Source organism: Luteibacter sp. W1I16 (assembly GCF_050434905.1).
Taxonomy (GTDB): Bacteria; Pseudomonadota; Gammaproteobacteria; order Xanthomonadales; family Rhodanobacteraceae; genus Luteibacter.
Window position 1 is genome coordinate 2,492,947 of the sequence record NZ_JBNDJJ010000001.1, and the last position, 12,988, is coordinate 2,505,934.

At 63.7% G+C, this 12,988-nt stretch carries 5 protein-coding genes; 3 read left to right on the plus strand and 2 right to left on the minus strand.

Features of this window, described 5'->3' with window-relative positions; genetic code table 11:
* Nucleotides 1-470: 470 nt before the first annotated feature.
* The 3 genes from QFZ41_RS11010 (at nt 471) to QFZ41_RS11020 (ending at nt 8,310) form a co-directional block, all read left to right on the plus strand.
* Entirely contained in the window at nt 471-3,506 is a 3,036-nt protein-coding gene (locus tag QFZ41_RS11010; protein WP_429198814.1) for a TonB-dependent receptor, read from the plus strand.
* Nucleotides 3,507-4,000: 494 nt separating this feature from the next.
* Nucleotides 4,001-7,042 carry a TonB-dependent receptor gene (locus QFZ41_RS11015; RefSeq protein ID WP_429198815.1) on the plus strand — a complete coding sequence of 1,014 codons (3,042 nt, stop codon included), beginning with the start codon at nt 4,001-4,003 and terminating at the stop codon, nt 7,040-7,042.
* A 413-nt stretch (nt 7,043-7,455) separates the two neighbouring features.
* Nucleotides 7,456-8,310, plus strand: coding sequence for a DUF1481 domain-containing protein (locus QFZ41_RS11020; protein WP_429198816.1), 855 nt, complete (start codon nt 7,456-7,458; stop codon nt 8,308-8,310).
* Between the two features lie 113 nt (nt 8,311-8,423).
* On the opposite strand, the gene QFZ41_RS11025 is transcribed toward QFZ41_RS11020, so the two are convergent.
* Both QFZ41_RS11025 and QFZ41_RS11030 read right to left on the minus strand, forming a co-directional pair.
* Nucleotides 8,424-10,364, minus strand: coding sequence for an autotransporter domain-containing protein (locus QFZ41_RS11025; protein WP_429198817.1), 1,941 nt, complete (start codon nt 10,362-10,364; stop codon nt 8,424-8,426).
* A gap of 234 nt (nt 10,365-10,598) precedes the next feature.
* Entirely contained in the window at nt 10,599-12,938 is a 2,340-nt protein-coding gene (locus tag QFZ41_RS11030; RefSeq protein ID WP_429198818.1) for a Tex family protein, read from the minus strand.
* Between the last annotated feature and the right edge of the window lie 50 nt (nt 12,939-12,988).

Sequence of the window (12,988 nt, forward strand, 5' to 3'; positions counted from 1 at the left end):
CGAAGACTTCTCGACAACAAGAGCCTCGGGCGGAGGGAACCGCCCAGAGGTGATAACAAAGCGTCTCCCCAGATCGCCCTCGTCCCCCGACGAGGGCTTTTTTTCTAGGAATGATTCCTAGGCAAGATTCACACCACTCGTGCAAGTGACAATGGTCACATTCGTAACTACCTGTGTGTCCGGCGTATTTTGCTCGACCCTCTACGCCTGCCACGTAAATAGTTGCTTAGACTTGTAAAAATCCCGTGAGAATTTCGTATTGCGGACGCATGACAGCGTCGGTATACGTGTTCCACGTCACATGCATTGTGGCGATTCGGGGTGCGGGATCCTTTCGCGGATCCTGCTGTTAAAAGGGGATTTTTCAGCCTCCGATCTCTCAGAAGCCTGGCGCTAGCCGGGCCGGGATCGGCTTGCCGCTTTTCGCAGGTGTCTTGCGGAGACGGAATTTTCAATCGGGGAGATACACAATGAATTCGCGCCACAACCGCGCCGCCATGCTGGGCCGTCGCACCGCACTGGCCCTCGCCATTGGCCTGGGCACCGTGTCCGGTGCCGCGTTCGCCCAGTCGACCACCGGCTCCATCTTCGGCCAGGTGCCGGCAGGCGCTGGCCAGACCGTGACCGCCACCAACGAAACGGGCGTTTCCCGCACCGTTCCCGTTGACGCGGCCGGTCGCTACTCGATCAGCTCGCTGCCGCTGGGCAACTACAAGGTGACGCTGAACAAGGACGGTGCCGCCGTCGATTCGCGCTCCGACGTGACCCTGCGTGTCGGCGCCGGTACGGAAGTGGGCTTTGGCGCCGCGGCTTCGGCTGCGACGGCCTCCAGCCTCGAAGGCGTGACCGTCTCGGCCAACGCGTTGCCCACGATCGACGTCAGCGCCGTCGACTCGCGCACCGTCATCACCTCCGAACAGCTTTCCAAGCTGCCGCTGGCGCGCACCGCCGAAGCGATCGCACTGCTGGCGCCGGGCGCCGTCGCGGGTAGCTCGTTCTTCGTCGGCCCGACCGGTAACCCCCTCGTCTCGATCGCCGGCAGCGCCGTGACCGAGAACGCGTACTACATCAACGGCTTCAACACAACCGATCCGCTCAGCGGCTTCGGCGGTATCACCCTGCCGTACGGTGCCATCGACCAGCAGGAAATTCTCGCCGGTGGTTACGGCGCGGCCTACGGCCGTTCGTCGGGCGGCGTGATCAGCCAGGTCGGCAAGCGCGGCACGAACGATTGGCACTTCGGTGCGCAGGTCCTGTGGGAGCCGAACGGCACCAAGGCCAACCCGATGAACTTCTACAGCCAGGTCGGCCCGAACGCCGGCAAGCTGTATGACGACAACCGCAGCGACAAGCTGTGGCGCACGACGTACTCGGCGTACGCCGGTGGTCCGCTGATCAAGGACACCCTCTTCATCTTCCTCGCCGCCGAACAGGAGCGTCGCGAAGGTGAGCAGAAGACGAGCTCGGCCGCGCCATTCGTCTATAAGCAGTCGTACCGTAATCCGAAGTTCTACGGCAAGGTCGACTGGAACATCACCGACAGCAACATCCTCGAAGTCACCGGTGCGTCGAACAAGCAGGATTACGACGCGTCGATCTTCGAGTACAACTACGCCGACAAGACCAAGGGCGACTACGTTGGCAAGGATACGGCTGGCGCGCCGCTGAACAAGTCGGGTGCGGATCTGTACACCGCCAAGTTCACCAGTTACATCACCGACGACCTGACCCTGACCGCGCTCTACGGCAAGATGAAGGGCACGTATTACACCGCGAGCGGCGGTGACCAGTCGTTGCCCTCGATCCTCCAGGCCAACCAGCAGGATCCGCTCATTGGCAGCAACATCACCAATGCGAATCCTGCCGCGACCACGGCCGACCCGAAGCACAAGTCGACCAACACGAACTTCCGCGTCGACCTGAGCTATCACATCGGCGACCACATGCTCGTCGCCGGTATCGATAACCAGAAGGTGCTCGACAAGGACGATGGTGACTCCACCACCGGCCCGGGTTACGCCTGGGAATACTGGAACACCACCGCCGGCACGCCCATCATCGGCACCTCGCCGACCGATGCCGCTTATGTCGCCCCGCCGGGTGGCCGTGGTTACTACGTCGCACGGTACGTCTACCGCACGGCGTCGTCGGTTCGTACCACGCAGCGCGCGCAGTACATCGAAGACACCTGGCAAGTCAGCGATCGCTGGATGGTGAAGCTGGGTCTGCGCAACGACCAGTTCACCAACTACAACCAGGACGGCGTGCCTTACCTGAAGCTGACCACTCCGCAGTGGGCTCCGCGCCTGGGTGCCACCTGGGACGTCAACGGCGATTCCAGCCTGAAGATCTACGCCAACGCGGGCCGTTATTACCTCGCGCTGCCGGCGACCGTCGCGCTGCGTTCGGCCGGTGCCTCGCTCTACACCCGCGAGTACTTCAACTACACGGGTATCGATAGCAACGGTATTCCGACCGGCCTGACGCCGATCTTCAGCAGCACCGGTGGCCCGATCTCCGCCAACAGCGAGTACGGCATTCCGCGCGACCCGAAGACCGCCGCCGCGACCGACATCAAGTCGGAGTACCAGGACGAGTTCATCCTCGGTTTCGATGCGGCCCTGACGGACAAGTGGACGTACGGTGCGAAGGCCACGGTGCGCAAGCTGCGCAACGCGATCGATGACGTTGGCGACAGCGGTGCGATCCTGCGCAAGATGGAGCGCTCGGGTATCGACCCGGACACCATCGGCGACATCCAGGGCAGCTACCTGTTCAACCCGGGCCGCGCCAACACGTTCCTGATCCCGAACACCAGCGGCGGCTACTACAGCGTCAACATGAACAACGAGGACTTCGGCTTCCCGCACTCCAAGCGTAACTACTACGGCCTCGAGCTGTACCTGGATCACGCGTGGGACGGCAAGTACCAGGTTCGCTTCGACTACGTCTACTCGAAGAGCTACGGCAACTCGGAAGGCCAGGTCCGTTCGGACATCCGCCAGGACAACGTCTCGGCGACGGTCGACTGGGATTACGCGGAGGTCATGCAGTACGCGAACGGCGAGCTCGCGAACAGCCGCAAGCACAACCTCAAGATCTACGGTTCGTATCAGCTGGCGCCGGAATGGCTGGTCTCGGGCAACATCGGCATCGCCTCGGGCGCACCGAAGAGCTGCCTGGGCTTCTACGGCCCGGACGAGACGAACCCGAACCTCGGTTACGGCTCGTACTACCACTGGTGCGACGGTCGCCCGTCGCCCCCGGGTGAGGCAGGCCACAATCCGTGGACCTACATCGTCACGGGCAGCGTCGAATATCGTCCGGAGTGGGCCGACAAGAAGCTCGCCTTCAATGTCACCGTGTTCAATCTGCTCAATCAGCGTAAGGAAACGCAGATTTATCCGATCCACGGCAGCGAAGCCAAGCCGAACCCGCGCTACGACATCCCGCTCTACCAGACCACCCCGCGTTACGCCCGCTTCGGTATCAGCTACGACTTCTGATAGGGGCCTGACCGTAAGAAACAGCTACAAGAAGAAAGGCCGTGGGGGTGGGACACCGCCTCCACGGCAAGTTAAAGCGTCTCTCCAGATTTGCCCTCCACCCTTCCCGGTCGAGGGCGCTTTTTTAACGGAACTGTTTCAACTGTAAGCAAAAATCCCCGTTTTCCTGAGATTTGTACCCCTCAGGCCGGCCGATATAGCGTTAGAAAAACTGCCGACACCGTGTAAATAATTTGTTGACACGGTGGTCGGCGTACGCCTATGTTCGGCATCGACGATTCTGGGCGGACCCATTCGTGGACCACGATGGGGCCCCGGTTCAGTGAAGTCGACGGCTTGTCGGGAGCAGGTCCAAAGGGGGGCGTCCACTCTGGGAGGAGCGGGGCGCCGGCAAATCCCCTGAAGCATGCACCGCACTGGCCACTTTTTTTCCGGCCTTGGTCGGTTTTGCTTGATTTCAGGCCCGGTTTAGGGCCGATCTGGGGAGATTTGCAATGAGTTCTCGCAGCATCCGGCAGGCATCCGTCCTGCGTCGTTCTTCGTTGGCGCTTGCGCTTGCGATCAGCCTGGGCGGCACTGGCGTCGTCCTCGCGCAGTCCACTACGGGTAACATCTTCGGCACCGGCGCCCAGCCGGGCGACACCGTCCAGATCAGCGGTTCCACGGGTATCACCCGCGAAGTGCCTGTCGACGCTTCGGGCCGTTACCAGTTCAACAACCTCCCGGTTGGCAGCTACCAGGTCGACCTCAAGCGCAACGGCGCCGTCGTCGATTCGCGCAAGAACGTGAACCTCACCGTCGGTAAGGGCTCGGACGTTTCGTTCAACGCCGCCGCCTCCGCCGGTAGCGCACAGTCGCTCGACTCGGTTACCGTCACGGCGAACAGCCTGCCGCCGGTCGATGTCTCGACCGTCGATTCGCGCACCGTCATCACGTCCGAACAGCTGGCGAAGCTGCCGCTGGCCCGTACCGCCGAAGCCATCGCGCTGCTGGCGCCGGGCGCGGTTGCCGGTAGCGGTTACTTCTCCGGTCCGACCGGTAACGCCCTGGTTTCGATCGGCGGCGGTTCGGTCACCGAGAACGCCTACTACATCAATGGATTCAACACGACCGATCCGCTCAGCGGCTTCGGTGGTATCACCCTGCCGTACGGCGCGATCGACCAGCAGGAAGTGCTGGCCGGTGGCTATGGTGCCGCCTACGGCCGTTCGGCCGGTGGCGTGATCAGCCAGGTGGGTAAGCGCGGCACGAACGAGTGGCACTTCGGTGCGCAGATCCTGTGGGAGCCGCGCGGCACTCGTTCGACCCCGGGCAACGATCATTACATCATCAATGGCGATAGCACGAGCGCCGGCGAGCTGTACAACTACAACAAGAAAGACACCCAGATGCGTACGGTCGAGTCGGCCTACGTGGGTGGTCCGCTGATCAAGGACAAGCTGTACATCTTCCTTGCCGCTGAGCAGGAACGGGTGAACCAGGATCGTTATACCTCGCAGGACGCGCCGAATTACTACGATCGCACGTACCGCAATCCGAAGTTCTACGGCAAGCTCGACTGGAACATCAACGACAGCAATATCCTCGAAGTCACGGGTGCGTCGAACAAACAGAACTACGACGCCAACGTCTACGGTTTCGATTACAGCACGCTGACCCGTGGCGACCGTGTCGGCAAGGACACGTCGGGTAACCCACTGAACAAGTCGGGCGCCGATCTGTACACCGCCAAGTTCACCAGCTACATCACCGACGACCTGACCCTGACGGTGCTGTACGGCAAGATGCATGGCACGTACTACAGCCAGGTTCCGCAGACGCAGACGCCGCACATCATCACTCCGAACAATCAGGACCCGTTGCTCAACGGCGGCAGCCCGATCAGCAACGAGAATCCGACCACCCGCGTGTTCGACCCGCAGCACAAGTCGACCAATACGAATTTCCGCATCGACCTGAGCTATCACATCGGCGATCACACGATCACCGCGGGTATGGACAATCAGGACGTGCGTGACACGAATGACGGTCAAGGCACGTCGGGCCCGGGCTACGCCTGGGAATACCAAAAGCACGATCCGAACACGCCGATCGCCGGTGCGCCTGGCGGCAGCACCTACGTTGCTGCACCGGGCGGCGCGGGCTTCTATGTCGACCGCTATGTCTATGACGCCCGTGCATCGGTTCGCGTGAAGCAGCGTGCGCAGTACATCGAAGATTCGTGGCAGGTCAACGACCGCTGGCTGGTCAAGGTGGGTCTGCGTAACGACCAGTTCACCAACTACAACGGTGTGAGCCAGCCGTATCTCCGTCTTACCAGCCCGCAGTGGGCCCCGCGCCTCGGTGCCACCTGGGACGTCAACGGTGATTCGAGCCTGAAGATCTACGCGAACGCCGGCCGTTACTACCTCGCCATGCCGGCGAGCGTGGCGCTGCGTTCCGCAGGCCAGTCGCTGTACACCCGTGAATACTTCAACTACACGGGTATCGACGCCAACGGCATTCCGACCGGCCTGACCCCGATCGAAACCGCGACCGGCGGCCCGATCTCGTCGAACCGCGAATACGGTTTGCCGCGCGATCCGAAGACCGCTGCCTCGACCAGCCTGAAGTCGGAATACCAGGACGAGTTCATCCTGGGCTTCGACAAGACGCTGGGCGACAAGTGGGTCTACGGCGCCAAGGCGACCGTGCGCAAGCTGAAGAACGCGATCGACGACGTTGGCGATTCGGATGCCATCACGGCCGCTCTGCAGCGCCAGGGTGTGGATCTGGCAACCGTTGGTCCGATCCAGGGCAGCTACCTGTTCAACCCGGGTCGTGCTTCGGACTTCATGGTGCCGAACCTCAATGGTGGCTACTACACCGCGCACGTCACCAATGCCGACTTCGGCTTCCCGCAGCTCAAGCGCAACTACTACGGCCTCGAGATGTACCTCGAGCATCCGTTCGACGGCAAGTGGTACGGCAAGCTGGACTACCTGTACTCGAAGAGCTACGGCAACTCGGAAGGCCAGGTCCGTTCGGACATCGGTCAGCAGGACGTTTCGGCCACGGTTGACTGGGACTATCCGCAGTTCATGGATTACGCAAGCGGCGAGCTTTCGAACAGCCGCAAGCACGTGATCAAGGCGTATGGTTCGTATCAGCTTGCGGATGAGTGGATGCTCTCGGGTAACGTGACGGTCGCCTCGGGCGCACCGAAGTCGTGCCTGGGCCTCTACGGTGCCGACGAGTCCGATCCGACTGGTTACGGTTCGTACTACCACTACTGCTACGGTGAACCGTCGGCCCCGGGCAAGGTCGGTCATAACCCCTGGACTTGGCTCGTTGACCTGAGTGCCGAATACCGTCCGACGTGGGCCGATAAGAAGCTCGCCTTCAACGTCACGGTTTTCAACGTACTCAACACGCGTGAGCGTCTGGCGACGTATCCACAGGCAGGCGGTATCGGTGCCGTCGATCCGAACTATCGCACGACGCTTTACCAGACCACGCCGCGCTACGCTCGGTTTGGCATCAGCTACGACTTCTGATCCATCGATGTCGTGGATCGACGGGCGCGCTCCCAGAGCGTGCCCGTCGGATGAGAAACGCCACCCTTGGGTGGCGTTTTTCTTTCTGGGCCATCTGAAAACGTGGTTCTCTTCCTGATCTTCGCCCGAACTCATGGAGGTGCTCTCGTGGGGGCGGTGCCGGAACACGTTCTTGCGTTCACAGTGCCGAATTGCTAATTCTCGCAAAAACAAACGGTTAGCATTTTCGGCAAATCTGACTGCCAGCTTGCCAACGGCATCTCATTTTCATCGGCAGGGGTATTTTCGCCCTTGACTTTTCCATCGCCGGTTTTGCCGGTATGCTCCAAGGTTCCCCCCGGACGTACAGCAGCGCCGTGCGCGCGCGTATCGTCCGTGACCCAAAACCATTTCGTTCCATACGAGGCTCGACCATGCGCAGGATCTTCTTGTCGCTCGCATCCGTGACCGCCCTGGCCCTGGCCGGTTGCAGTGGCGGCTCCGACAACAACGGCCAGCAGGCCGCCGCCGGTGGCAGCGACAACGCCGCTCCCGCCAATGCCAATGCCGTGACCGGAACCGTCGCCCTGCGTGACGCTGGTGCGCAGCTTTCGCCGGACGCGAAGCTCGAGCTCAAGCTCGTCGACGTCTCGGCCGAGGGCTCGCAGCCGCTGGCTGCCAAGACGATCCAGCCGGTGACCCTGCCGCAGCAGTTCCAGCTCGACTTCAATCCCTCCGACGTCAACCCGAACGACATGTACATCGTCGAGGTGTCCTTGCAGGACGGCGAACGCCATTACTCCTCGCCGCTGAAGACGCCGGTCCTGACCAAGGGCGCGAAGAACGTCGCCAATATCCAGCTCGTCGGCGAAGCGACGCCGGGCGAGAAGGAACTGGCCGGCTTCAACAGCGTGAAGAAGAACATCGGTGGCATGAAGGTCACCCAGGGCACCGCATTGAAGGAAGGCGAGTCGCGCGGCTGGCAGATCTTCAAGAAGGGCAATGACGTCCAGTTCGTGATCGAACTCGTCGATTACGGCGATAAGGGCTTTACATCGACTAACTACGCCTACAAGAACGGCAAGCCCTGGGTCATCGTGCAGGAGAAGAAGTCCAGCAAGGATGCCAAGCCGAACTCCATCGAGCGCGCGGGCTGGAACGACGCCGGCGAGCTGGTGCTGAAGCAGCACGAGGCTGGCGGCAAGGTCGACGCGCTTTCGGACGACGACGCCAACGATCTGCGCAAGCAGGCCGAGGCGATGTATGCGAAGGGTGGCGGGAAGAAGTAAGGACGTCCAAACGGGTGTCGATAAGCGCCGGCCTCGTGCCGGCGTTTTTTTGGGTTCTTCGCGGAAGATCGGCACGGGGTGGGCGCCGACCCTGTCGGCGAAGGGTGCTCGCCTCATGCTGGCCCGCTGCCGCGGGATCGCCGACAAGGTCGGCTCCCACCATGGGTCTTCCTTCCTGGAAACAAAGACGCCGGCTGCGAGGCCGGCGTCTTGCTTTCTTCGGATGTCGAACCGATCAGAACGCCATCTTCCAAACCCAGGTTCAACCCGTTATACCGCTGCGTATCATCGGCGAAGCGGCCCGTGTAGCTCACCCAGCCACTCCAGGTCTGGTTGAATTCGGCGGTGACGCCGAGGTCGGCGGTGACCCAGGTCTTGTCCGGCGTGAAGCCCTGCACGCTGAATTCGCCTGACATGTTGGTGAGGCCGGCGGTCACGTAGCGGTCGTCGGCACGGCCGTCGTGGTTGTAGGCCACTTCCGCGAACGGGTGAAGCACGGTGTTGCCCGAGGTCCACGAGCCCTGCAGGCGCCAGCCGGCGGTTTCGATGCGGGCGTTGCGCGTCTGCCTGTCGAACCGCATCGCGGTGCTGGTGTCGTTGCGCTCGGTGTAGCCGAACACGCGCAGCTGTTCCCATTCCACCGACACGTACGGGCCGGTCTTGAGCGTTTCGTTGCCGAACCACCAGCCGCCGGTGAGGCCGCCGCCGACGTGCGAGCCGTCGGTCTTGCCCGTTTCCGTGCGGCGGGCTGCGCCGAGGTCGATGCGGCGGTCGATGTCGGTGAAGCTCAACTGGCCGAAGCTGGCGAAGCCGCCGAAGTAGCCGCCTCCGTTGTGGTAGAAGGCGTAGCCCGAACCGGCGATGTCCTGCATCTTGTAGCCGCCACCGCCCTGGAAATCGGCCTTCGACTGCGCGATGCCCATGGCGACGCCCATCGAGACGTGATCGTTGACGCGCGCGTCGGCACCGATGGTCAGGTTGACGTTGTCGCTATCGGTCTTGGGCGACGTGTCGGTGTTCTTGAACTTCTGCTGGCCGTAGTCGACCGCCGCGAAAACGCGCGTGTCGGCACCGAAGTTGTCGGCCATCATCTGGTTGCGCAGCGTGCGCACGTGCGCGGCGTTCGAAGCGAGGCCCGCTTCGCCGAGCAGCGAAATCTGCTGCGGGGCGGTGATCACCGAGATCGCGTACTGGCCGAGCAACGCGTGCGCGGCGGTGGTCGGATGGATGCCGTCGGCGAACAGGTAGGTGCTGGCCGCATTCGGGTCACGCAGCGTCGCCGGCGTGCAGGTGAGCGAGCTGGACGTGGTGCAGGCCGGGGTCGTCACGTTGGTGAAGCCGTACGTGCCCGGGCTGGCGATGACTTCGTTGAGCAGCGCGTACGTATCGATCGGCACGATGCCGCGGTTGGCCTGGGCCAGGCCGCCGGAGAGGATGCCGTTGTAGACCTGGGTAAGCTGGGTGATGCCGGCGGATGCGGCGGCGCCCTGCGACATGGCGGCGGGCGTCTTGCCGACGTCCGGCAGGTTGAAGACGACGATGGTCTTCGCGCCGGCGGCCTGCAGCGCCTTGATCTGCGCGACCTCGTTCGTCGCCGCGGTGGCGACCACGACCTGTGCGGTGGCCGGGTTGGCGGTGGCGGCGAGCAGGTCGTTGGCGCCGATCCACATCGTGTACAGCGCGTTCGGGTCGGCCTTGCCGCCCGTGGATGCAAGGTACGTCTGGATCTGGGTGGAGGTCGGCGGAACGGTCAGGGGTGTACCGGTGACGGGATTGACGGTCGCCGCGCGGGCATTGCCGTACGCGTAGTCGGTGCCGCCCAGGAGGGACGGGGTGAGCGTGTAGCCGTAATGCGCGGCGATGTTCTCCACCGCCACCGTGCCCGGGTTGGTGGTGAAGCGAAGCTGCACCGGCGAGCGAATGAGGGTGGAGACGTTGCCGCTGTCGCTGAGGCTGTCGCCGAAGGAAACAACCTGCGTAAAGCCGTCGGCGTGAGCGCCGGCACTGAACAGAAGGGCAGCGCCGATGGCACCGGCAAGATGGCGAATACGCATGTGGTTCACTCCGTGTGTGGGCGTTAGAGAAACGTTACGGTAATGGAAGCCATACGGCGGCGCATGCTGCGCTGCGGTAGGGCGAGTGGCTTTATGCCGGGCCTGGCGCCGTGCGTGACGACCGCTCCTCTCAGCGCAGGAGCGGCGCGAAGAAAGCCCGTGGTGGTCGAGCCATGGCCGGAGCCGCGAGGTGCGGCATCCGGCTTGAGAAATCCCCTAGTCGCGCGAGCCGTCTTACTTCTTCAAGGCCCGCGAGAACGCATCCGCGAACGCGCTGTTGGCCGGCGCGGCGGCCGGCTTGGGCGGCTGCGCCGGACGGCCACCGCCGCCTTGCGATCCACGGCGATTGCCGCCGCCTGACGGTGCCTCGTCGCGTGCGGCGGGACGGCCCCCACGGGCTTCGCCCGGAACGTCGTCCAGGCGCATGCTGAGCGCGATGCGTTTACGCGGCAGGTCGACCTCCATCACCTTGACCTTCACGATGTCGCCGGCCTTCACCGCGTCGCGGGGATCCTTGACGAAGGTGTGCGACAGCGCCGAGACGTGGACGAGGCCGTCCTGGTGCACGCCGATGTCGACGAAGGCGCCGAACGCGGCGACGTTGGTGACCCGGCCCTCCAGCACCATGCCCACCTTGAGGTCCTTCAGGTCCTCGACGCCCTCGGCGAAACTCGGCGCCACGAATTCCGGGCGGGGATCGCGGCCGGGCTTTTCCAGTTCCTTGAGGATGTCGCGCACGGTCGGCACGCCGAAGGTCTCGTCGGTGAAATCTTCCGGCTTCAGGCCTCGCAGGAACGACGTGTCGCCGATCACCTGCTTCACTTCGCGTCCGCACTGCTTGAGGATGCGCTCGACCACCGGATAGGCCTCGGGATGCACCGAACTGGCGTCGAGCGGATTGCTGCCCCCGGTGATGCGCAGGAAGCCCGCGCATTGCTCGAAGGCCTTGTCACCGAGACGCGGCACCTTGAGAAGATCCTTGCGGCTCGGGAACGGACCGTTGGCGTCGCGATGCTTCACCACGTTTTCCGCCACGCTGGACGAGAGGCCGGCCACGCGCGACAGCAGCGGGGCCGATGCCGTGTTCACGTCGACACCCACGGCGTTCACGCAGTCTTCCACGCGCGCATCGAGCGCACGGGCCAGCTTCACCTGGTTCACGTCGTGCTGGTACTGGCCGACACCGATCGCCTTGGGCTCGATCTTCACCAGTTCGGCGAGCGGGTCCTGCAGGCGGCGTGCGATGGACACGGCGCCGCGGATCGAGACATCCAGTTCGGGGAATTCCTTCGACGCGAGTTCCGACGCCGAGTACACGGAGGCACCCGCTTCGCTCACCACGACCTTGGAAAGATTCAGGTCGGGATGCTTGCGCATCGTCTCGCCGACGAGCTTGTCGGTCTCGCGGGACGCGGTACCGTTGCCGATGGCTACGAGATTCACGCCATGCTGCTTCGCCAGCTGGGCGATGCGCGCGATGGACTGGTCCCACTGGTTGCGTGGCTCGTGCGGGTAGATCGTGTCGTAGGCGAGCAATTTGCCCGTGGCATCCACGATGGCCAGCTTGCAGCCGGTGCGGATGCCCGGATCGAGGCCCATCACCGTCCTGGCGCCGGCCGGTGCGGCCAGCAGCAGGTCCTTGAGATTTTCGCCGAACACACGGATGGCTTCGTCTTCCGCGTACTCGCGCACGCGGCCGAAAAGGTCGAGGGTGAGGTGCAGGTGCAGCTTCACGCGCCAAGTGAGGCGTACGGTTTCGCGCAGCCAGGCGTCGGCCGGACGGCCACGGTCGACGATGCCGGCGCGCGCGGCGACGCGGCCTTCGCCTTCGGCATGGCCCTGGTCGGCATCGACGCCGGGGTTGAGATCGATTTCCAGCACGCCTTCGTTACGCGCGCGCATCAGCGCGAGCAGGCGATGCGACGGGATCTTCGAAACGGGTTCCACGTGGTCGAAATAGTCGCGGAACTTCGCGCCTTCGTTCTCCTTGCCGGGGACGACCGTCGCGCGGATCTGGCCCTTTTCCCACAGCCAGTCGCGCAACTCGCCGACCAGCGTGGCGTCTTCGGCGATCGCTTCCATGAGGATGGCGCGGGCGCCGTCCAGCGCGGCCCTGGCATCCGCCACGCCCTTCTCCACGTCGACGAAGCCGGCCGCGAAGGTTTCCGGATCTAGCGCCGGGTCTTCGCGCAGGCCCAGCGCGAGGGGCTCCAGGCCCGCCTCGCGGGCGATCTGCGCCTTCGTGCGGCGCTTGGGCTTGTACGGGAGGTACAGGTCTTCCAGGCGCGCCTTGGTGTCGGCGGAGAGGATGTCGGCGCGCAGGGCGTCGGTCATCTTGCCCTGTTCGGCGATGCTGTCGAGGATGGCCGCACGGCGGTCTTCGAGCTCGCGCAGGTAGCGCAGGCGCTCTTCCAGCAGGCGCAACTGGATGTCGTCGAGACCCCCGGTTACTTCCTTGCGGTAGCGTGCGATGAACGGCACGGTGGCGCCGCCATCGAGGAGTTCCACCGCCGCGCGCACCTGTTCGGGCTTGGCGGCGATGTCCTGGGCAATACGTTGTTCGATGCTCTGCATGTCGTTCCTGTGCGTGACTCGGCCGGCCGAACCTCGGGCCGGGCCGGGGA